Source organism: Corynebacterium choanae, from assembly GCF_003813965.1.
Lineage (GTDB): Bacteria > Actinomycetota > Actinomycetes > Mycobacteriales > Mycobacteriaceae > Corynebacterium > Corynebacterium choanae.
Genome location: NZ_CP033896.1, coordinates 2,451,545 through 2,472,165 on the forward strand (window position 1 = coordinate 2,451,545; position 20,621 = coordinate 2,472,165).

Annotated in this window: 20 protein-coding genes; 10 read left to right on the forward strand and 10 right to left on the reverse strand. The window is 58.5% G+C overall.

Going from position 1 to position 20,621, the window contains the following annotated elements:
- The first annotated feature begins 17 nt into the window (after positions 1-17).
- The 3 genes from hypD (at position 18) to CCHOA_RS08880 (ending at position 3,141) form a co-directional block, all read left to right on the forward strand.
- Positions 18-1,172, forward strand: coding sequence for a hydrogenase formation protein HypD (gene hypD, locus CCHOA_RS08870; protein WP_123929628.1), 1,155 nt, complete (start codon positions 18-20; stop codon positions 1,170-1,172).
- Positions 1,173-1,345: 173 nt separating this feature from the next.
- On the forward strand, positions 1,346-1,939 hold the full coding sequence (locus CCHOA_RS08875) for a hypothetical protein (RefSeq protein WP_123929631.1): 594 nt from the start codon (positions 1,346-1,348) through the stop codon (positions 1,937-1,939).
- A 188-nt stretch (positions 1,940-2,127) separates the two neighbouring features.
- Positions 2,128-3,141, forward strand: coding sequence for an FAD:protein FMN transferase (locus CCHOA_RS08880; protein WP_123929634.1), 1,014 nt, complete (start codon positions 2,128-2,130; stop codon positions 3,139-3,141).
- Positions 3,142-3,382: 241 nt separating this feature from the next.
- Here the strand turns inward: CCHOA_RS08880 and CCHOA_RS08885 are convergent, their stop codons facing one another.
- A complete protein-coding gene (locus CCHOA_RS08885; protein ID WP_123929637.1) occupies positions 3,383-4,300 on the reverse strand; it encodes a Dyp-type peroxidase in 918 nt (305 codons plus the stop codon).
- A gap of 298 nt (positions 4,301-4,598) precedes the next feature.
- On the opposite strand from CCHOA_RS08885, the gene CCHOA_RS08890 reads away from it, so the two are divergent.
- Both CCHOA_RS08890 and CCHOA_RS08895 read left to right on the forward strand, forming a co-directional pair.
- Complete coding sequence (locus CCHOA_RS08890) at positions 4,599-5,513, forward strand: carbohydrate kinase family protein (RefSeq protein ID WP_123929640.1); 915 nt, start codon at positions 4,599-4,601, stop codon at positions 5,511-5,513.
- Between the two features lie 46 nt (positions 5,514-5,559).
- Entirely contained in the window at positions 5,560-6,402 is an 843-nt protein-coding gene (locus CCHOA_RS08895; protein ID WP_123929643.1) for an NAD(P)H-binding protein, read from the forward strand.
- Here CCHOA_RS08895 and CCHOA_RS08900 read toward each other — a convergent pair.
- From CCHOA_RS08900 to rplN, 5 genes are all read right to left on the reverse strand, one after another.
- Positions 6,356-8,386, reverse strand: a complete 2,031-nt coding sequence (locus CCHOA_RS08900) for a sucrose-specific PTS transporter subunit IIBC (RefSeq protein WP_123929646.1) — start codon at positions 8,384-8,386, stop codon at positions 6,356-6,358. The genes CCHOA_RS08895 and CCHOA_RS08900 overlap by 47 nt on opposite strands.
- A gap of 540 nt (positions 8,387-8,926) precedes the next feature.
- Positions 8,927-10,399, reverse strand: a complete 1,473-nt coding sequence (locus CCHOA_RS08905; RefSeq protein ID WP_164472451.1) for a glycoside hydrolase family 32 protein — start codon at positions 10,397-10,399, stop codon at positions 8,927-8,929.
- A gap of 158 nt (positions 10,400-10,557) precedes the next feature.
- Positions 10,558-11,127, reverse strand: a complete 570-nt coding sequence (rplE, locus tag CCHOA_RS08910) for a 50S ribosomal protein L5 (protein WP_123929651.1) — start codon at positions 11,125-11,127, stop codon at positions 10,558-10,560.
- A gap of 2 nt (positions 11,128-11,129) precedes the next feature.
- Positions 11,130-11,444 (reverse strand): 50S ribosomal protein L24, encoded by a 315-nt coding sequence (rplX, locus tag CCHOA_RS08915; protein ID WP_123929654.1) that lies wholly within the window; start codon positions 11,442-11,444, stop codon positions 11,130-11,132.
- A complete protein-coding gene (rplN, locus tag CCHOA_RS08920) occupies positions 11,444-11,812 on the reverse strand; it encodes a 50S ribosomal protein L14 (protein WP_123929657.1) in 369 nt (122 codons plus the stop codon). Before rplN ends, rplX begins: the two co-directional genes overlap by 1 nt.
- A 1,013-nt stretch (positions 11,813-12,825) precedes the next feature.
- Between rplN and CCHOA_RS10730 the strand changes: the two genes are divergently transcribed.
- The 5 genes from CCHOA_RS10730 to CCHOA_RS08940 all read left to right on the forward strand — a co-directional run bounded on the left by CCHOA_RS10730 (position 12,826) and on the right by CCHOA_RS08940 (position 18,260).
- Positions 12,826-12,966, forward strand: a complete 141-nt coding sequence (locus tag CCHOA_RS10730; RefSeq protein WP_164472452.1) for a hypothetical protein — start codon at positions 12,826-12,828, stop codon at positions 12,964-12,966.
- A gap of 151 nt (positions 12,967-13,117) precedes the next feature.
- Entirely contained in the window at positions 13,118-14,260 is a 1,143-nt protein-coding gene (locus CCHOA_RS08925; RefSeq protein WP_123929661.1) for an ABC transporter substrate-binding protein, read from the forward strand.
- 438 nt (positions 14,261-14,698) lie between these two features.
- The gene (locus CCHOA_RS08930; protein WP_206425787.1) at positions 14,699-15,700 is read left to right on the forward strand and encodes an iron chelate uptake ABC transporter family permease subunit; all 1,002 of its coding nucleotides are present in this window, start codon (positions 14,699-14,701) and stop codon (positions 15,698-15,700) included.
- Positions 15,676-16,809 carry an iron chelate uptake ABC transporter family permease subunit gene (locus CCHOA_RS08935; protein WP_123929667.1) on the forward strand — a complete coding sequence of 378 codons (1,134 nt, stop codon included), beginning with the start codon at positions 15,676-15,678 and terminating at the stop codon, positions 16,807-16,809. The genes CCHOA_RS08930 and CCHOA_RS08935 overlap by 25 nt, the downstream gene beginning before the upstream one ends.
- Positions 16,806-18,260 carry an ABC transporter ATP-binding protein gene (locus CCHOA_RS08940; protein ID WP_123929670.1) on the forward strand — a complete coding sequence of 485 codons (1,455 nt, stop codon included), beginning with the start codon at positions 16,806-16,808 and terminating at the stop codon, positions 18,258-18,260. Before CCHOA_RS08935 ends, CCHOA_RS08940 begins: the two co-directional genes overlap by 4 nt.
- 216 nt (positions 18,261-18,476) lie before the next feature.
- Here the strand turns inward: CCHOA_RS08940 and CCHOA_RS08945 are convergent, their stop codons facing one another.
- The 4 genes from CCHOA_RS08945 to CCHOA_RS08960 are packed head-to-tail and all read right to left on the reverse strand — an operon-like array spanning position 18,477 to position 20,297.
- Entirely contained in the window at positions 18,477-18,932 is a 456-nt protein-coding gene (locus CCHOA_RS08945; protein WP_123929673.1) for a hypothetical protein, read from the reverse strand.
- The gene (locus CCHOA_RS08950; protein ID WP_123929676.1) at positions 18,919-19,392 is read right to left on the reverse strand and encodes a YbjN domain-containing protein; all 474 of its coding nucleotides are present in this window, start codon (positions 19,390-19,392) and stop codon (positions 18,919-18,921) included. The genes CCHOA_RS08945 and CCHOA_RS08950 overlap by 14 nt, the downstream gene beginning before the upstream one ends.
- 6 nt (positions 19,393-19,398) lie before the next feature.
- A complete protein-coding gene (locus tag CCHOA_RS08955; RefSeq protein ID WP_123929679.1) occupies positions 19,399-19,869 on the reverse strand; it encodes a YbjN domain-containing protein in 471 nt (156 codons plus the stop codon).
- A complete protein-coding gene (locus tag CCHOA_RS08960; protein WP_123929682.1) occupies positions 19,866-20,297 on the reverse strand; it encodes a YbjN domain-containing protein in 432 nt (143 codons plus the stop codon). The genes CCHOA_RS08955 and CCHOA_RS08960 overlap by 4 nt, the downstream gene beginning before the upstream one ends.
- Positions 20,298-20,621: the final 324 nt, after the last annotated feature.

The window sequence follows — 20,621 nt, forward strand, 5'->3', positions numbered from 1 at the left end:
ACGACTGCGAACACATCATGCAATATGTTGACGAATTCCGTGATCCCCAACTCGCGAAAAAACTCATTGCCCGCATCACCCGGGATGCCGCCGAACTTGACCGGCCGCTGAAGTTTATGGAGGTCTGTGGCGGCCACACCCACACCATCTACCGCTACGGGCTGGAAAACCTGCTCCCCGACAATATTGAATTCCTGCACGGGCCTGGCTGCCCGGTGTGTGTGATCCCCATGGGCCGGGTTGATGACGCCATGTGGCTGGCCGAACAAGACGATGTGCTGCTGACCACTTTCGGCGACATGATGCGGGTACCAGGATCGAAAGATTCCCTGCTGCACGCCCGTGCCCAAGGTGCGAATATTCAATTTGTCTACTCGCCGCTTGACGCATTAAAACTGGCGCAAGACAATCCCGACAAAAAGGTTGTCTTTTTCGCCGTCGGGTTTGAAACCACAGCCCCGTCGACCGCTGTCACCTTAGCCACCGCGAAAGCCAAGGGGGTGAAGAACTTTTATGTGTTCTCGAATCACGTCACCATCCAGCCGCCGTTGGAAGCAATTGTCAACGGTGGGGAAACTGCTGTCGACGGATTTATCGGCCCTGGACATGTGTCCACCATTGTTGGCACCGTGGCCTTCGACTTTTTAGCTGAACAATATAACCTGCCGGTCGCGGTTGCCGGCTTTGAGCCGCTCGATATTTTGCAAGCCGTCGATATGCTCATCCAGCAATACACCTCCGGTGCAGTGGCGGCAGGCAAAGCCCGAGTTGATAACCAATATGCCCGGGTGGTGCGCGATAGCGGCAACGATGCTGCGCTGCAACTCCTCGATGAGGTCTTTACTATCCGTGACACGTTTGAGTGGCGTGGCCTGGGCTGGTTGCCGAATTCTGGGTTGGGCATCAGCGAAGCCTACGCCGAATTTGATGCCGAACGAGTCTTTGCCATTCCTGGCGCCCGGGTGCCTGATCCGAAAGCTTGCGAATGTGGTTCGGTGCTCACCGGCCGTATCAAGCCTTGGCAATGTCGTGTGTTCGGCACAGCCTGTACCCCGGCCACCCCGATTGGGACGTGTATGGTCTCCCCGGAGGGGGCATGTGCCGCCTACTACAACTTTGGCCGTATTGACCGGGAAGCAACAGCCAACCTGTCACAGCAAGTCGCCAAGTAACACCACCGCTGGAACACCGGCGGGCAGCTCTTCCCCAGGATGTGTGGTCACCCGAATAGATTTGCTGTGCAGGGTGCCAACGAGGTGATTCGTTCCCCGCAATACGTGGTGTTGAGTGCCGCCGGGTGACGCACATGGCCTGCCCTCATCCGCCGAATGGCTGTTATTGTTGAATGTTGATCATTCCGGAAGATGTTGTCGCATCATGTTGTCGCAAACCTTCCGGGGAAGCAACCATCTGTGGCGCTGCACCGGCACCGACGATGCCGAATAGCTGGTGCCCCGAGACGAAACGAGTACTGTTGTTGACTCAGAAATCTGCACACTCTTCTGTTCTGCGGCTGCCTGCTGCCGCCGCCGCACTCGCACCGCTAGCGCTCATCGCCGCCGGTTGTGCCGCATCTGATGGGGACTACACCGATTTTGGGCATGGTATCTGCAATATCGATGGGGCTGTGGAAAACACTGGCACCTACAGCGATGGCACCTATACCCAGGAAGGCACCTATCAAACCCACGTCACCGAAGAGACCTTTACAGCCACAGTGACCTTAGAAGATGGGATTGTTACCGCGGTGGAGTCTTCCGCGGACAGCCCCAATCAGCGCTCCTTAGGTTTGCAGAAAGCATTCGCCGGCGCGTTGCCCGCGAAAATTGTTGGCTGCCCGGTGGAGTCGGTGAAGATTAATGTCGTCGGTGGTGCGTCGCTGACCAGTGCTGAATTTAACAACATGATGGATGCCATCCGCGACGAAGCGAAAGCCTAACCACTGCTGCAACCAGCACCCCGCCCACTTGCCACCAGCACCCCGCCCACTTGCCACCAGCACCCCGCCCACTTGCCACCAGCACCCCGCAACAGGTGTTGGCAGGTGGGCGCATCAGTGCTTTTTTCGTTGACGATGCCTGAAACACCCCGCCTGGACAGGAACACCGTTGGGAAGGATGATCACTGTTGGCGCAGCCATTCCATGTTGTTTTCCCGGCACTCGGCACAGCATTCGAGGTGGCGGTAGGCCCTTCTGCCACGATGGGCGGCAGTATGGCGCATCACAAACCAACACATCCGGATGCGCTCACCGGGGTTGCCCGCCACTGTTTTCACCGCATCATCGGAATCCTCGACGAGCTGGTGCGGGATCTGTCACGCTGGTATCCCCAATCGACAGTCTCTCAGCTGGCAATCACCGGTGGCCAGTTCACAGTGCCAGACTATGCCCGGCCGATGTTTGCCGCCTATAAGACAGCCGCAGACATCACCGGCGGTGAAGTCCATCCTCTCATCGGGGCAACGCTCCGCGCCCGCGGATTCCACTCAGATGATCACACCCCACTTGCAGCACCGCCGCACCCAACGCCAGCGCTGACCGCTTCAACCAGCATTGCATCCCCTGCAGATATCCCACAGCTGACAACAGATCAGCACAACCAGTTTTTTGCCACCCTTCCCACGATCGCACTCGCCCCCGGTCAAGTCATTGATATCGGTGCGGCGGGTAAAGGACTGGCAGTGGATCTGATCACCGAGGCGCTGATTGAGGAACTGCCAATAGATAGTGACGACACGCTGCTGGTCAACGGCTCCGGGGATCTGCGAGTCGTGGGCGGCCCGATCACGATCGGCCTAGAGAACCCCTACAACCCGGCAGAGATCCTCGGAGTGATCACCCTTACTGAAGGAAGTTTTGCCGCTTCCTCCCCGGCGCGCCGCACCCATGGCAAGTGGCATCATCTTATCGGGGAGATCAGCGGCAATCCGGCAACACTTGTCGATGGCGCATTTGTGGTTGCCCCCACCGCCATGCTGGCAGATCTGGCGGCCACCTGCTGTTTCTTTACCCATCCCGAGAACCTCACCGCATTAGGTGTCACCCAGTGGGCGGTGGCAGCCCAAGAAATGCTGTACTCGAGTCCGGATTTTCCGGTGGTAGAAGCTCCCCGAACAGCTGACCAAGGCCAGCACCCCTAAACGATTCCGCCAGTCGGCCATTGGAGCACTCTCCCCCCACCAGTCGGTTGTCCCAGCACTTTCCCGATAAAGCAGCCGATACCCGATATGGCTCTTTGCGCGCAACACACACGATGTGTGTGAACCTGCGGAAGGCTGGAAAAAACAGCTGTTCCTTCGGCCACCGCCGCGCAGAGCTTATGCCTGAATACGGCTGCGTTACCAGGGCAAGTTTGTTCCTTCGTGAGACACAGGCGAGGGGCTAGTCGTCTTCCTCCTCGTCGGGCAGGAACTCGAGTAGTGCTTCCACCGATGGGCACACATACCAGGCGCCGGTGACAGCCTCCGAGAAATAGGTGAGCGCGTCACGCGGCCCGCCGTCAAGCCCTAACATGCGGCGCAGCATCTCTTCGGTGCGCCACTGGTCGAAGGAGAATCCCACAAACACAGTGCCGTGATGCTGCAGTCCACCATAGGCAGTGTTGTGGCGGAAAATCGACAGTTCTTCCCCCTCGACTTCCACCACCGTGCGGGCAGCATGCGCCGAATCGGGTTTCACATCATCATCTAACTCTTCCGAGTCGTCTTTCGTACGACCGATAATGTCTTCTTGTTCTTTTTCGCTTAAGTCATCCCACTGCGTCGCCAAATGCTGCCACAGCTGGTAGAGCAGCACTGAGCTGCCAGCACCGGGTTCCCCGTCGGGGATGGCCACAATACCGGGGGCTTCCAAAGCGCCCGGATTTTCGGTGCCGTCTTCAAATCCGGTGAGATCCCGATTGTTTTGATACACCCAGCCGTCGGTCTCTGAGGCGAGCGTCATCGCAGGCGACCACAGGGTAATAATTTCTTTGCCTGCCTGGAACACGTGGGAGCGATGGGGGCCTGCGATCCACACCCACACATCATGCTGGGTGGCGGCCATCTCATAGCCATCAGCGGCCACCATTGGTTCGGCAAAGTCGTGCACATTGTGTGGCACATGTGCAGCAGGGGCAAGCTCTTGCCACAGTGATGGCCGCACCCCGATTACGATGTTCACTCCCATGGTGGTCGGCGGGTTCGCTACCCGGGCGAGCAGTTTACGCACCTGGTCATGATTGGTGGTGTTGGCAAGATCAAATTCCAGGTACAGATGATCACTGGTGCCCTGGGCGGTAATTGCTGGTTGATAGGTCATAGTGGAAAGTGTGCCATATTGTGCGCACAGCCAACGGATTGCCCAGGATATGTCCCTGCAACAGCAGGATTTTTACCAAGGATCGCCACTGTCCAAACGGTGTTTGCCAGTGGCAACAGGCAGGTTGCTGCGCTGGCTGCACGCTGTCCGTGGGGTGGCTGCTGTTGCTGTGTTTTTCGATCGCGGAAGGCTGATTGGATCGTGGTGGCACGCAATGGTGCAGGGGTAGCATTGGTATGACCAGCAAGGCTGCTCCGCACGGTGGGGTGCCTTGTTCTTCGAAAGACAGGAAGCAACCATGTCCAATATTTTGGTGTATGGGGAAGCGTTAGTGGATATCGTCCCAACCGAGCAGCAGCCGCTTGCGCCGCTGCTTCCAGCCCTTGGCGGCGGGCCGTTTAATGCGGCGATTGCAGCCAGTCGCTTAGGTGGCGCGGTGGGGTTTGTGTCTTGTGTGAGCAACGATCATTTTGGGGTGTTGCTGCATCATGCGCTGGTCGACAATGGGGTGGATGTGTCCGGGGTGACCCGCAGTGATCTGCCAACGTCCCTGGCGGTGACCTCGCTCGATAAACAGGGTGCCGCCAGCTACACCTTCTATGTGGAAGGCACTGCTGATCGCACCGCCACCCCTGTTGTGCCCACTGCCCTGCCACGGGTTGCCGCTGTTGGTACATTGTCGCTGGCGTTACCGCCGGCGGCACAACGCTATATTGACTGCGCAAAAAGCCTGCACGAGCAGGGCACACTACTGGTTCTTGATCCTAATCTGCGGCATATTACTCGCACCCGTGAACATCATGACCGGCTGGCGGCACTGCTGCCAAGTGTCGATGTCATCAAACTCAGCGACGAAGAGCTCGACTTTTTTACCCCGGAGGAATTAGCACAGGTTCCCATCACTGTGGTGACCCGTGGCGGGGCAGGTCTGCTGGTGCAAACACCCCATTTCACCACCAGTGTGACCGCCCCATCGATTACCGTGGCGGACACGATTGGGGCGGGTGACACCGTCATGGGGAGTCTGCTGGTAGCTTTCGACACGCTGCTCGCCGGGGGACTCCAGGTGACGGATCTTACCGAGCAACACTGGCACACTGTGCTGAATTTTGCGGCGAGTGCAGCAGCAGTAACCTGCACGAGACATGGCGCCCAGCCACCGTATCGAAAGGAAGTGGCTGAGACCTGGCAGCAGGTGGCGGCACTGGTGTAGCACCCCGGCGTGGGAATACTGCCGCGTGTGAAGCGTTGCAGGAACTATGACTCATACTGTGCTGATTACCGGCGCTAGCGGCTATATCGGCTCCCATACGGCAGCCAACCTCGCGCACCACCACCCAGAGATTGCCTTGCGGAAACTCTCCCGGGCGGCGAAGGATGACCCCACCTGGTTTCAGGGGGATTTCGCTGATCCGGCGAGTTTAACCGCCGCCATGGAGGGGGTTGATGTGCTGTTTTTGGTTTCTGCGACGGAAAGCGCTGACCGCCAACAGTTACATGAACACGCGGTGGATGCGGCTGTTGCCGCCGGGGTTGGTCATATTGTGTATTTGTCGTTTATTGGTGCAGATCCGCAAGCGACGTTTACCCATGCCCGCCTGCATTATGCAACAGAGGAATATATTCGCCGCAGCGGGGTGACGTACACCATGTTGCGGGACAATTTCTATACCGAAGCCACTGCCGCATTTATTAGTGATGATCGGATTGCCGGCCCGGCCGGTGACGGCGCAGCCGCGTTTGTTGCCCGCGATGATGTTGCCCGTGCCGCGGCGGCAGTCCTGGCGCAACCTGCTAAGCATCGCAATGCGATCTATCAACTCACCGGCCCTGCGGCGGTCACATTTTCGGAAGTTGCCGCAATTGCCAGCAAATATCGTGAAACCCCGGTGACCTATCACCAGGAAACGATCGACGAAGCCTATGCCAGCAGGTCCTGCTATGGGGCACCCGCCTGGGAGGTGGATGCGTGGGTGAGTACCTATACAGCAATCGCCGCCGGCGACTATAGCGAAGTCACCGGCGACGTTGCACGCTTAACAGGCCATGAGCCCCTTAGCGTTGCACAGTGGTGGCAGCAGCACCATCCGCAGCAGCAGTAGCCGATTTCGGATCCACAATAAGTAGCGGGTCACCGGCAGTGATTGCGGCCGGCATATCCCCGGCAGAGGGACGCACCGGTCCGGTTTTCCGATAGTTACTCACCACCACCGGGGTGGTCACCGGGTAGCCCGCATCCGTGATAGCAGCAATATCGAATTCGCACAGCACATCACCAACTGTGACGCTGTCGCCCTGCGCGACCCGGGGCTGGAACCCTGCCCCGCGCAGATTCACAGTGTCAAAACCGATATGCATCAGCACCTCCACCGGTTCACCGGTGGCAAGCGTGCCACGCACCGCAAAAGCGTGACCGGTGTCAAAAGCCACAATGACTGTGCCCGAGATAGGGCTCGTCAACACGCCCTTGGTGGGATTGATGGCCACCCCGTGGCCGAGTTTCCCAGCCGCAAACATCGGATCACTCACCTGATCAAGCGCAATCACTTCGCCGGTCAATGGTGCGGCAATCGACAACGCCCCCGGTGCGGCCGCCGTGGCTGCCCCACTCACCTTCGCGGCATCACCAGCCGCAGCAGCCGGCACCGGGGTGCTGGTCGCATCCGGATCAATGGTTCCATTGCGCTGAAGTAAATATTTGCCGTAGGCAAACGCGGCAGCAAACGCAATAATAAACGTCACCACAGCACACACAATGAACTGGCCATAGTCTTGCGCCCGCATTGAGACGATACCGATAAACCCGGCAGCCCCCAGGGCGACTGCTTTCACATCAAAAATCGCAATAAGTGTGGAGCCAATTGCCGCAGCGCCAATGCCGATATAAAACGGCCAGCGCAGCCGCAGGTTCACACCGAAGATCGCAGGCTCAGTAATGCCGAAGACCGCCGACACGCCTGAGGCACCGGCCAGCCCTTTCAGCTTTTCGCTGCGGGCTAGGAAGAACACTGCCAAACACACGGCACCTTGAGCGATATTCGCCACCGAGGCGGTAGCGAAAATAAACGATCCGCCCTGTGACCAGAGCAGTGTTTCAATCGGTGGGAACGACTGGTGTAGGCCGGTGATCACAATTGGTGAGTAGATTAGGCCGAAAATGAACCCGCCGATCGGGCCGCCTAACTCGTAGAGCCGGGCAAGCGAGAACGCCAACCAGTCCCCGAGCCAGCGCATCGCCGGACCTACCGCGATAAAGGTTAAGAACCCTGTAATCAGCAGCGTCAACACTGGGGTGACCAGGAAATCGACTGTGCCTTTGAAATGACGGTGGAAGAACTTTTCAATCGTCGCCAAAATATAGGAAACCACGAGCACCGGCAGCACCGTACCCTGATAGCCGGCTTGGGCGACCTGCAGGCCAAAGAGATTCCAATAGCTCATCTCCCCGGCGGCGATCGTTTCGGCAACCTGATAGCCGTTGACCAGGGACGGCATCACCATTGCCATCGCAATACCGGCGCCCAAGAACTCGTTGCCGCCAAAGCGTTTCGTGGCGGTAAACCCGACCAGCACCGGAAGGAAGGCAAACGGTGCCGCCGACAGCAGATTGATCATCGCCGAGAAGTCAGCAATGGCGGGGAATTGTTCAATCAGCGGGTCTGATCCAAACAGATCCGGGGAGACCAGCACATTGTTCAGCGCCATCAGCAGACCGCCCCCGACGAGAATCGGGATCAGGGGCACGAAAATATCGGCCAGTGCCTTAATAGCGCGGGTCAGCCAGTTGCCACCTTGAGTGGCGACTTCCTTGAGCTCTTCGGTGGTCACCGCAATATTTTTCGCGGTTTGTTTATCCAGCTCCGCAAAAACCGTATTCACATCACCCGGGCCGACAATGATTTGGAACATGCCGCCGGTTTCAAAGGTGCCCTTTAAATCCGGATCACTATCCAATGCCTGCACATCGATACGTTTCGTATCTTTTAACACCATCCGCAGCCGGGTGGCACAGTGTGCCGCGGCCACAATGTTTTCTTCTCCACCGACTGCGGTAAGAACCCGCGCGGCGACTGCATGATGATCCATGCGCTCTCCTTGGTTGATGGTGTCAACACCACACGCAATCACCCCACCTTGCGGTGACGCTCGCCACAGGAGCAGTTGCATTGTGGTTGGTAACACCTTTTTGCTTTATGGCCATTCAACCAACGAAGTACATCCAAATGCAATCTCGTCAGCTCCCCCGTGAACCAAACCGTCACCATACGCCCCCACACAAGCCGCGGACCGTTCACCAAGTTGCGTTGAAAACACTGTTCCCTAGTAAAAGAACCCCCTGCTACCGACGGTCGTCATCGCCTCAAAAGCGCACCTTCCACGGCCGTTATTTTCCACCTCGGCAGACGGAACAACTAGCAATGATCCCAGCAGCCCGCGCCCACCCCTGGGGCTAGCGTGGGGTAGCACCGGACAACACCCCAGAACCGCGGGAAGACTCCTTCCCGCCACATCGAAGCCGTTCCATCAGCCAGGATCGAATACCCACCAGCACATCCCGACCCCCCTGTGGTGTGGGCGAGCGGTGATGCCTGGTGAGCCAGCGCCGAGTTCACAGCGCGAAAAAGGCTACTCCTGCCACGTGGTGTGATGGGCAAGCAGGGTGAAACTCTCCCGCCCACCATCAACCAAAATTTCAATAGCAGGACCGTCCACAAGCATCTCAACCGCGGCGTCGGTCGTACGGGCTACGGTGCGGACATCGGTGTCATATTCACATGCGATCTGTGTTTCGGTGACCGTCACCGTCACCGGATTGCCGATGCCCACTGTGAGCCTGGTTGGACAAGCACCAATCGTTAACAGCGCACAGGCAGGAGTGTCGATCTTGACGTGGTGCTGCGTATCTGCAGCGGTCACTGTAATGCCATTGCGGTGCAGGTGTTCTGCCGCTGGCGCCGCCACATGGGAATCATTGATCGTGAGCACTGGCACATCCGGCGGCAGTAGCCACGACTGCACAAGGCTGCCGTCGACGAGCTTCAGCCTGCGGACACAGGTCAACGCGTGCAGCCACCCCTCCTGCTCGAACAGCGGGGACTCATCAGCGCCCGGCAATCCCATCCAACCGATCATCCAGCAGCTCTCACTACAAGCCAACGTGGGCTGGATACCAGACGGTGCTGCTGCAAGCTCTTGCTCCCCTACACCGATGAACTGTGGGGCATAGAAGTGGTGCCCAAGATCGATCTCCCGGAAGCCGTGCATCACCTGAAACGTGGTGCCGTCAAGCTTGCCGACAAGATATCCGCACTGGTCGGAGCTGGCAAAGTGGGTCCGACTCTGGCCGTTCACCGGGTCAAGGCCCTGCGGGCAGATCACCAGCACATCGCACTGCTGCCCGCTTGCTTGATCGGTAAGCGTCAACAGGTTCGGGCATTCCCACATATAGCCGCCGGGAACGATGGCTGGGGTGTGCTGTACGGTATTCGCATCGATGGCAAATGTCAGCTCACCGGCAAAGTCCCAGGTGTACAAATCATCGCTGGTGTACATGACCACTGCCGGGTTACCTGCGGTGGTTGCCGCACCAATCACCATCCGGAAGCGTTCCGGGTTCGCAGGATCACGGGTAATCATCGGATCCCGATAATCATTGCTAAAACCGGGGGCAGGACCATCGAGCAGCGGATTGTGTTCTGATTTGGTGTAGCGACCACCAGACTTGCGGCCCAATCCGGCTACTTCAACAAGGTTTTGGGTAGCGTGACGCTTGCCGTCGTGTTTGACATTGCCGGTATAGAACAGACGAACCGCACCAGCGTCGTCGATAACAGCCCCACCGGAGTAGCAGCCTTGCGCATCGTAGTCCTGATCAGGAAAGAGTGCTTGGGGATGATGCTGCCAATAGAACCGGTCGCTGCCGGTTATTGGCGCTGACGCATGCCCCCAACCGGTCTGCTTTGGCTGTTGCGGATAGCTCGGATCGAGCTGATAGAACACCTGCAAATGGCCGTCCACAATGCAGAGCCCATTCGGATCATTTAGCCGTCCGGCAGGTGGAGTGAGGTGGATGCGGGGTCGAAGCTGCACGTGCGCCATAGTCCCCATTGTGACTTAACCAGGATAAAGTTGCGAATAGACGCGAAAACGCCGCCACGACTTGTGTGTCGCAGCGGCGTTGTGCGCAGGCTTACTGCTTTCGTCAGCAGACTGAGAACAGTTTTCAGCGGTTCACAGCAGCCTTAATCGTTGCTCGATTAGCTGTTGTTTTCAGCCTTCTTGAACGGGAAGCCCAGTTCACGAAGCAGGGCGCGGCCTTCTTCGTTGTTGGTGGCAGTGGTCACTACGGTGATGTCCATACCACGTGGGCGGTCAACCTTGTCCACGTCGATTTCGTAGAACATGGTCTGTTCGGTAAGGCCGAAGGTGTAGTTGCCGTGGCCGTCGAACTGCTGGTCGGAAAGACCACGGAAGTCACGAATACGGGGCAGAGCCACAGTCAGCAGACGGTCAAGGAATTCCCACATGCGGTCGCCACGCAGGGTAACGCGGGCACCGATCGGCATACCTTCACGCAGTTTGAAGTTAGCGATGGACTTCTTCGAACGACGGATCTGAGCTTTCTGACCGGTGATCAGTGCGAGGTCTTCCAGTGCACCGTTGATCAGCTTTGCGTCGCGGGCAGCGTCGCCAACACCCATGTTGACAACAACCTTGGTAATGCCCGGGATCTGCATGACATTGTGGTACTCGAACTCTTCCGACAGCGTCTTGCGAATTTCTTCGCGGTAGCGGGTCTTCAGGCGAGGAGTGTAGTTTTCGCTCATCGTTAGATGTCCTTCCCGGTCTTGCGGGAGATGCGAACGCGCTTGCCGTTCTCATCCGTGCGGTAACCGATACGAGTCGGGTTGCCGTCCGCATCGATGATCATCACGTTGGAAACGTGAATCGGAGCTTCCTGGGTGACGATGCCCTCAGACTGGGCACCGCGTTCACCGGTCGGATCAGCAACATGCTTCTTGATCCGGTTCACGCCTTCAACCAGTACTTTGTCGCGCTTCGGGAAAGCCTGAATGACCTTGCCGCGAGCACCCTTGTCTGGACCTGCAATGACGATAACGTTGTCGCCCTTATGGATCTTCATTAGATTACCTCCGGTGCCAACGAAACGATCTTCATGAACTTCTTTTCACGGAGTTCACGAGCAACTGGCCCGAAGATACGGGTACCCTTTGGCTCGTTGTCGTTCTTGATGAGCACGGCAGCGTTTTCGTCGAAACGAATGTAGGAGCCGTCCGGACGACGGGTTTCCTTCTTCGCACGAACCACTACAGCCTTGACGATCTCGCCAGCTTTGACGTTGCCGCCGGGAGTTGCTTCCTTCACGGTTGCAACAATTACGTCGCCGATACCAGCGAAGCGTCGGGTCGAACCGCCGAGCACGCGGATGCACAGGATTTCCCGTGCACCGGTGTTATCGGCGACCCGCAGACGCGATTCTTGCTGAATCACTATGGGTCTCCTGACCTGGATTGATATGCAGACACGAATTTCCGACCCGTGTCCGCGCGGTCTTGTTGTACATCGGTTGCTCGACGTTGCGAATCTCGCAGCGCAAGTGTTCTTGCCGGGTTCGCAGGTCATCACGAATACCGTACAAGTGCGCCACACGGAGTTGTTGTTACACAACAGTGACAACAACCTGTGAACGCGGCATCGTGGGGTTTCGACAACAGTTCGGAAAGCACTGGTTGTCGACCAAGACGAGCAACCCGAACATTGAACCATATGCCCGACCCCTTTGCAAGATGAGCAACCTACGATGCCCGGCCATATTTTCCACGCTGCCCGCCTGCTGCCGCATTGCCATCACTGCCACTACACAGTCGCGAGTGATCCTTATCGCCAGCGATCCTTACCAGCCGCGATTGCCGGAATCCCCCAATCGGCGGATGCTCAAGCTTGGGACAGACCCTGACCGCTACCTGCCTTAGCGGACGGCCACCGGCTGTAATATGCCAGTTGACTGGCATGGTCATTTGCGCACAGAACGACGCACATTGCAGCAATAGTGACATATTTCATATATCCGTGACCGCGATCGGGGCATCACATCCCCCCTGCGCGACAATCACTTTCGCCACATTCACCCCAACAGCATCCCCGCCTCCAACCATCATTGCAGGTTGCAACATGTATTACTGATGTGGCATCACGAATTTTTTACCATGCCACCTCCCGGTTTTTCCTACAGTCACCCACCCGGCAAAAGGACACTGGAACCAATATTTGGTCAGCCCCAACCATTTTTCCCATCCCCGCAGCACAACCATAGTCAGGCCCCTCTTGACGAAGAAGGCAGCAGGCAATACTATCGCTGTTTCTTACCCCGCAACACTGGGTAGGCACGAATCATTGGTACGTCCCCAGGATTACCGCCAATGATTTTGTGAATTCATAGTTACCGTGACCAACCTGTTGGAGCGTTTCACCGTTTCAGATCTGTTTTTGCAAGGAGCAGCCCCATGAATGCACATTTCCGCCTGATTACTAATGCCCTGGCCGGGATCGCGGTGGTGACTGCCCTTGCAGGTTTTGCCGGATACGCTACTGCTGACGCATCCGACTCTGCAGCAACCACAACTGTTGCCACGGCTCAGGAGTAACGACGAAGTTTTACCGCCGGGTACTTGTTGTTCTTGCCGCGTCGAAACAGTAGCGCGTGTTGTTTTCACACCACTGCTATTCGGCGCGTGTGTGCTATTCGCTAGCATCATCAGAGGGATTACAGCCTGATATTGGTGGAAGGACGACAGCATGGCACACAGCAAACCGAAGGGATGGCTGCGCGCGGCCGGACTCGTTATCCGGCTATTGTCGGCAGCAGTCATTGTGTGTCTGATCTTCTGGATTGGTCTTTCTGTGGCGGGGAAGTTTTTTACCGTCGGTATCAGTGAGGAAGATCTTCTCGCCAACCATCCTGCCGCGGTCATGATTCACGATCCGAGCAATTCGGCGTGGCCGATGACAGTTGCGACCGTGCACGGCGATGTGGTGGTGCATGAACGCCCCGGGAAAGCTGTGGCGTTAACTACCGACGCGGCGGATAATCTTGTCGCCTTAGAACTCACCCCTAGTGGTATCCCGGATCTTTCCGCCCACACTGCCACCGGTGCAGCGATCACCCCGTGGCTGAGTGAAGGATTGTCGATTCAAAAACCGGAACTCCTCGAACTCGAGGGGGACACCCTGCCCTATGACCAGATCGCATCCCTCGACCCGGGAGCTATTTTCGCCACCGGCTCTAATCTGCGGGAAGACCAATTCCGCACACTCAGCCGCATTGCCCCGACTATTGATGTTCCAGTGGGCAACAAGCAACCCGCCTGGGAGCAGTCGGTGCAGGTAGTGGGCACCGTGATGGGGGCACCGAAACAAGTAGCCCGCAAGCTGGACGAAACTGAGCATCTGTTGGCAAACGTCCGCGACGAAGAGACTTCGTTTCGGGGCACGACAACCGTCATCGTCGATATCAGCCATCAAAACTCGTTGATGCTGCGCTACGGATCCTCCCCTACCGCGCAACTGCTAGAAGCCTTCGGTTTCACTGTCGTGGGCGCTCCTACCGATGATCAAGAGGGATTTTTCACCAATACCCGACCGACCACTTGGGAGGAGATCACGATGCTCAATCCCGATCTGGTGGTGGTGTTTTACGAGTCGGATTCGCAACGGGCAGAGACGGAAAGTAATCCGATTTATGCCACCATTCCGGCGGTGCACGGCGGCCATGTGGTGGGTTTGCAGAATGCGGACATGATCATGGCGCTGCGACATCCGACTGTGTTGAGCATTCCGTGGACTGTGAACACGGTAGTGCCTTTGTTGCGTGCCGGTGTGGTTGGCCGTGATGCACCTGCCCCGGAAGGTCCTCGACCGGATCTGGTGCCCCGGCTGTAGTAAGTGCAACGCTGCGAGCGTTGGTGTCGCGTTGAGCACGCGGAGCATATTGTCCAGCTACTGCCGCCAGGTGAATATCTTGTAGTCCTTGGTGGTTGGTGGTTGCCTGAGCCTGGGGTGGTTCGGGGTGAGCGGGTTGTGTTTCGCTGTGGGTGGGTTTGCTTTTTCTGATTTGTGCGGGCTTTGTTGTTTTGTGTGCTTGGGGTGTTTGCCCATGGTGCATGGCTCCTACAGCCGCGCGCAGTAGGTATTTGATGCCGTTTAGTGGGGGTGGTTCCGGCTGGGTTGATGGCAGTTGCGCCGGCGTGTGCAGCGTGCCTGTTGCCACCGGTGTTGTTGAGGTGGCACCAGGGTTGTGCCGATTTCGCTTCGCCAGGGGCGCTCCCCGGAGTAGGGTATGGTTCGTTTCTTTTCGATTTGTGCATCACACAAAAGGGGATGTTGGTGAGTGCTTTCGATGTGTCCACCGATTCCGGCGGACTGGTGGTTGCATCCGCCCCGGTGACGGCCGCACAACGCGCCGTTGCGGCGCATTGTGTGCACCGCTACGGGCAGTTGCCCGCCCCCGGTCAACTCGTCGCTGTCGGCAGCTGGGCTGTGCTGGCGGCGCTGACGGCCGGGATCGCCGGTCTGCTGGGGCTTGCCTGGCAGTCGATTGCGGCGCTAGTGGCCTGTGGTGCATCCCTCGGCGTGGCAGGATTGCTGCTGCATGCCCACACCCGGCTCAAGGTGGCTGACGCAGGTATTTTCGGCATTGGCCCGGTCGCGGCAGGGATGATCACCGTCGCCGGGGTGTCTAACCCGGTGGCGCGGGTGATCGTTGGTATCGCCGGGGCGGCAGTGGCCACCTGGTTGTTGTATCGGCTGTTTTTAATTCCGCGTCGACATACTCACCGGCTGACGGTGGTGGTCGGCGGACTGTTGATCGGCATCACTTCTACTTCCCTGCTGGGGGTGGTGGCGGTCGCCGCATTGCACGATCCACGGCAGGTGTTAACTGCACAGGTCGGAATGGTGCCGGCTGCATCGTCGCTCGCCGCCTGGCTGACCCTGGCATGCTGTTTGGTGGTGGTAGCAGCCCTCGTGTGGCATTCGACGAATTTGAACGTGTTTTACACCGGTCAGGTTGCCTGCACCGTGTTTGGGGTGTCGGTGTCCCGCATCGCACTGCTCACATTTTGCGCCACAGTGCTGCTGGTCGGTATTTCGGCTGCCACTTCCGGACCGCTGGTTGGGGTGGGAATGTTGGCGGTGATTGTGGTGCGCCGGGTCACCATGTTTGATATTCGCTTGCTGCTGCCGGCGACAGCTGCCGCTGGTGTGCTGGTGGTGCTGCTGGCAGCTATCGCCCAACAGCTCACCGGGGTACCGGCGGGGGCACTTGTTGCCGGAGTGTCGTGTGCTGTGGTGTTGTGGTGGCTGACGAAGGGCACCTTATGATCCGCTACGCGTTTTCCCCTCCTCCCCAGGACAACTCCCGCCGCCGCCCCTGGCAGCGGCTGTGGCATATCCGTCCCACCACTGTCCCGGCGCGCCCCCGCCTTCAGATTGGCCCGCTGCAAGTGGCGTGGCATCCGCAATGGTGGCTGGTCACGGTGGTCACCACTGCAATACTGCTGCTACTTAGCTGGGTGTCGCTGGTGGTAACCGATGCCACCTTGTCCCCACAGATGTTCACAGCAGCACCGTTAACGGATGCGATTCACCCCTCCTTCCCGGCGACAATACCGCATCAGGTGTGGCGTCCTGCGGCGGCAATCTTGGCGGGCATGCTGCTCGGGCTTTCCGGGGCGTTGACGCAAACAGTGACCGGGAAAACTCATGCCAGTGCCGATGTCACCGGCGGGGTGGGGGCTGGTGCTGCCGCAGCTGCTGCTGTGGCATTGGTGCCGCATCTTCCCGGCGTGACTGTAGTGCAATGGGTTGCCGCCTGGGTGGTGGGTGCTGCAGTGTTTCGGCAAGTGTGGCGGCTGGCCCGCCGCCACCGGGCAACCGGGGTGGGGAGTTTGCTTGGGGGGATTGTGATCACTCTGCTGGCGCAGGCGATCGCTTTTGCGGTCGCCGACCACACCGCCAATGTTGCCCTGCTGACCACCGCAGTGTTTGGTGCCTGCGACTATGCCACCGCCGAAGAGATCCTGCTGGCTGCAGCGGTGCTCGTCGTCTGCGGCGGGTTTACTGCTAGTCATCAAGCCCAGTTTTATCGGGCCGGAATAGGTCGCGGCCTGGGCGAACTCACCGGCCTGCGGCTATCCGGGGTGCGCGGCACGATGACGGTGGCGACCTGTGCCGCGGCCGCCGCAACAGTGTTGGCAGGCCCGCTGCTATTTGTCGCGTTCTTAAGCCCAATTGCTGCCCGGAAACTCGTCAATTCCGGCACCGGCATATTGCTCCCCGCCACCCTGCTTGGGGCTACTGCCACTTTGGCCTGCGATATTGTGGCGCAACTCTTGCCAGGCCCGGTGCCCTGCGGCATGCTCACCGCCGGCTGCGGGGCAGTGGCCACCATGATTATTCTTACCCGCATCACCACCAGGAGCAGTCTATGAGCCGCCGTCCAACCCGAATCAAGGTTCGCTCGCTTGCTGCTGGCGGCAGCAGCACCACTCCGGCGATCGCCGAGATCAACCTCACCATTCCCGCTGACAGTCTCACCATCATTGTCGGCGCGAACAGTAGCGGTAAATCGGTGCTGCTGGCCGCCCTCGGCGGCCGGATCCGCGCCACCCGCGGATCAGTCGTAATCGACGGCACCTCAGTGGAACGGTTGAAACGCAAAGACCGCAGCGAACGTATCGCGCTGGTGCCGCAGCATCCTTCCGCCCCGGAAGGAATGAAAATCTCCGATCTCATCGCCGCCGCCCGCAGCCCCCACTCGCGCTTCTTCATCCCCTACACCCCCGCCGACGAGCACACCGTCGCCCAAGCACTCAACGTCACCGGTGCCGGCGCCTATGCCACCGCCGACTATGACGAACTCGCCGCCCACCAGCGGCGCCGCGTCTGGTTGGCGGCTGCACTTGCCCGCAACACCCCCATCTTGCTGCTCGACGAACCCACCCACTCCTTGGACTTGGCCCGCACCCAAGAGATGATGAACCTCATCCACCGGCGCACCCGGGAACATCACACCACCGTGGTGATGACCACCCGTGATCTGCCGATGGCGCTGCGCTACGCCGACCAGCTGGTCATTTTGGATGAAGGCCGGGTCGCGGCCGCCGGCGCCCCCAGCATCATCACCAAAGAACTCCTCGCCCATGTGTTCCATATCGATGCCGATATTGTCACCGATCCGGCAACCGGCGGACCGTTGATCATTCCCGCCGCCCCACCCCACATCCGCATCCAGCAGGCCACCCACCCCAGTCCGGCGGCCAACAATCCAGCAAGCCACCCCACCGACAAGCAACCCACCGCCGATGCCGCCGGTGCACACCCCGCCAGCAATCCGGCACAACCTCACCCCGCAACCGACACCACCGGCAACACAGCCGCCCCCACCCCGCCAGCGCAGCCAACACCCGAACCAGCAGGTGCCACCAATATCCCCACTACAGCACGCCCGAGCAGCACCCGCATCGGTGGCGCTGCGGCGCCGAACAGTGCCACCAGTAGCAATCCCACCAATAATGCCACCAACACTGCCAGTGACAGTGTTACCGCAGCACAACAACACGTCGCAGCCTGCAAAGCAACCGTCGAACAGTGCCGTAAACAACTCGAGGAATGTCAACACCAAGCCAAACAGGCCGCCACGAAAGCCCGCCGCCTGCAGGCGAAAGCACAAAAATTCGAAACAGAACTCGACGAACTCGACGCGGCTGATCCCCAAGTAGACACGCTGCGTGCCCTCACCGCGCAAGCACTCGCCGACGCCCACAGTGCCCAGGAAGAAGCAACCGCCTTACAGGAGGCACTCACCGCAGCGAAAGAAGCGGTCACCGATGCGGAAGCCGACGTGCATCAAGCCAAACATGCGCTACGCCACATCGATTAACTTGCCCCGATCAAGCGCTGCACCAGCGTATCCCCCACACACCTGTGCTGCACAACACCACCCCTCACTGCAGCGGCTCGCCGACAGCCAGCACCGCCCCAAACACCACACCCGCTGAAGTTTCCCAGTGCAGATACTGGTGAAACTCCAGCGGGTGCACACCTGCCACCCCACCTAGGCCTCATCGATATCCTGCATGAGATCAGGACATTACTGCTACTGCTCAGTGTCCTGCTGCGGGAAAAACGCTTCCCGATACTGGGTGGCCATCGCCCGGATTACCCCAACAGTTGGAAACAGCCACGCCTTCAACTGATCATCAGTGGCGCCACGGGCAACAAACACCGGAATATCGATGCTCAACACTTTGCCATGCTCGGCGCCATAGTCAGCAAAGGAAATCTGGGCAAAATCCGCGGTCTCATTCGCATACGTCAACCAGGCCAGCACATTATCTTCCCGTCCCTCTGGGATCGGATGGTTGGGCAGCTGAGTTGAAACCGTCAACAACACTTGCGCCTGGGCACAGTCAATCCGCACCGGGATATCGTCGATCAACATCACCAGCCATTGCGGATTCTCTGGGAGTTCCACCAGCTCGATGTCGATCGTCCGGAACACGTTTTTCACCCGTTCCGCGGTGACCGGCAAAATCACATTATTGAGCTCCATGGCCGCGTGCCTCCATTTCTCGTTGGCGTTCTTCCTCGGTAGGCACATGCATCAAATCGCCGAAACGATCAGCAAGCGTCACAGCCGTATCATCCATAGCTTTCATCACTAGCTGCACCAGCGCAGTGAGCTGCTCATCCGACATACCGCCGGTCACCCAATGCGAATAGCGCAGCTGAATGCCGCCCATAGCCTGCGAACACACCAACTTCGGCACCAGCTGTGTGGCGGTGTATTCGTTGATTTTCGCAGCAACCTGCTTCATCGACTCGGTGTCGTTAAACACCCGATTCCACACCCCGGCGATCTGCAGATGATCTTCGACAATGCGAATCTCATACAGCACATCCCGAATAATGAGCCGAACCGGATCAGCCGGCTGCTCATGGACTGTGGACAGCCCCATATCGGTGAGGATCGCGTTGACTCGCGATTGCGTCACCGGCGAAAGATTACTCATTGACTGCTACTTTCCTTCCTGGGGTGCTTCCGGTGGAGTGACCGGCTGCAGCGAGAAATGCTCAAACACCTGCTTGCCGAATTCGAGCACAGCCTGCAACGCCACCTCGATCGCCAGCCGCAGCTGCATGTCGCTCATGCCCTTCGGGCACAAAAATGGTGCATCAGCCGACAGCACCAATTCACCGGAGTCCTCTTTCACCACATAGGCGTGGGTGAAAAACGTATTGAAGTTGAATTCGTTGACGAACTTCACCAGCTCTTGATACTGCGCAGCAGGGAAATGATGCTGGAACAGATACATGTTCACCATGCCGGTCAACGGCAGATTCGTCGCATCAAAGCGCACCGGATATTCGTTGATAAACGTATAAAACTGGGTGCCCTGCTGGTTGCCGGTAAATTCCAGATCCTTGAGCACCGCCATAAACCGGTCGGTGGTAACTTCACGAACCTCGTTGGTCTGTGCACTACTCACTTGGATGCGCCCTCCTGCCCGGGAATCATGTGGGCAAATTTTTCGTCGAGCTTTTCGATCTGCTGCAGCATCGCAGCCATCACTGTGCCCAGGATGCCGTCGAGCTGTTCATCGGTGAGCCCTAAATCGACAAGATGGGCATACTCCAGGGCAAGCAGCTTATTTTTGTCCACCACATAGGCTTTCGGCACCACATTTTGCCGATTCATGTCGTTGGCATGCTGGCGCAGCATTTGCATATCCAACTCGCTGTCCGCGCGACCCCGCCACACGCCGATCGCGCGCAGCCGAGGCCCGTTGAGCTGAATAGAAACTACCGCGTTACGAAACGGAATATACAGCTCGGAATCGTTGTTCCAGCTAAAACTTAAATTGTTGTTCTTCGCCCAGGCGCCCAGGCGTTCGGTGGTTAGCGGTTGAGGTTCCATACGTTTTGCCGCACACCGTCCTTTCTTACCGCATCTTGCATCGCTTATAAGCCCCTGCCGCGGCGCGGGCACCAGGGTAGTTTCCCGCCAGCGATCCACCCTGCGGTGGGACTTAGTGGGACACGATGATGGTTGTTCACTGCTGCACCTTGCCTGGCTTCATCGCAGCAAGTACCTCGGTATCGCCTTGATCGATGTTGCGTCAGCGGCAGCAGGCATGTGCTATTAACGATACAGTTCTCTTGCGGTCGGTGTGACCGGCAGGGGCACGAGATTCGCTCACAGCAGACGCACCCCACCCGGATTCGCCACACCAGGCCACCA

What these genes read in the sequence shown, in the direction of transcription:
- hypD (WP_123929628.1), top strand. Translation starts at nt 18, where the DNA reads ATGCAATATGTTGACGAATTCCGTGATCCCCAACTCGCGAAAAAACTC.
- CCHOA_RS08875 (WP_123929631.1), top strand. Translation starts at nt 1,346, where the DNA reads ATGTTGATCATTCCGGAAGATGTTGTCGCATCATGTTGTCGCAAACCT.
- CCHOA_RS08885 (WP_123929637.1), bottom strand. Translation starts at nt 4,300, where the DNA reads ATGACCTATCAACCAGCAATTACCGCCCAGGGCACCAGTGATCATCTG.
- CCHOA_RS08890 (WP_123929640.1), top strand. Translation starts at nt 4,599, where the DNA reads ATGTCCAATATTTTGGTGTATGGGGAAGCGTTAGTGGATATCGTCCCA.
- CCHOA_RS08895 (WP_123929643.1), top strand. Translation starts at nt 5,560, where the DNA reads ATGACTCATACTGTGCTGATTACCGGCGCTAGCGGCTATATCGGCTCC.
- CCHOA_RS08900 (WP_123929646.1), bottom strand. Translation starts at nt 8,386, where the DNA reads ATGGATCATCATGCAGTCGCCGCGCGGGTTCTTACCGCAGTCGGTGGA.
- CCHOA_RS08905 (WP_164472451.1), bottom strand. Translation starts at nt 10,399, where the DNA reads ATGGCGCACGTGCAGCTTCGACCCCGCATCCACCTCACTCCACCTGCC.
- rplE (WP_123929651.1), bottom strand. Translation starts at nt 11,127, where the DNA reads ATGAGCGAAAACTACACTCCTCGCCTGAAGACCCGCTACCGCGAAGAA.
- rplX (WP_123929654.1), bottom strand. Translation starts at nt 11,444, where the DNA reads ATGAAGATCCATAAGGGCGACAACGTTATCGTCATTGCAGGTCCAGAC.
- CCHOA_RS10730 (WP_164472452.1), top strand. Translation starts at nt 12,826, where the DNA reads ATGAATGCACATTTCCGCCTGATTACTAATGCCCTGGCCGGGATCGCG.
- CCHOA_RS08925 (WP_123929661.1), top strand. Translation starts at nt 13,118, where the DNA reads ATGGCACACAGCAAACCGAAGGGATGGCTGCGCGCGGCCGGACTCGTT.
- CCHOA_RS08930 (WP_206425787.1), top strand. Translation starts at nt 14,699, where the DNA reads ATGTTGGTGAGTGCTTTCGATGTGTCCACCGATTCCGGCGGACTGGTG.
- CCHOA_RS08940 (WP_123929670.1), top strand. Translation starts at nt 16,806, where the DNA reads ATGAGCCGCCGTCCAACCCGAATCAAGGTTCGCTCGCTTGCTGCTGGC.
- CCHOA_RS08945 (WP_123929673.1), bottom strand. Translation starts at nt 18,932, where the DNA reads ATGGAGCTCAATAATGTGATTTTGCCGGTCACCGCGGAACGGGTGAAA.
- CCHOA_RS08950 (WP_123929676.1), bottom strand. Translation starts at nt 19,392, where the DNA reads ATGAGTAATCTTTCGCCGGTGACGCAATCGCGAGTCAACGCGATCCTC.
- CCHOA_RS08960 (WP_123929682.1), bottom strand. Translation starts at nt 20,297, where the DNA reads ATGGAACCTCAACCGCTAACCACCGAACGCCTGGGCGCCTGGGCGAAG.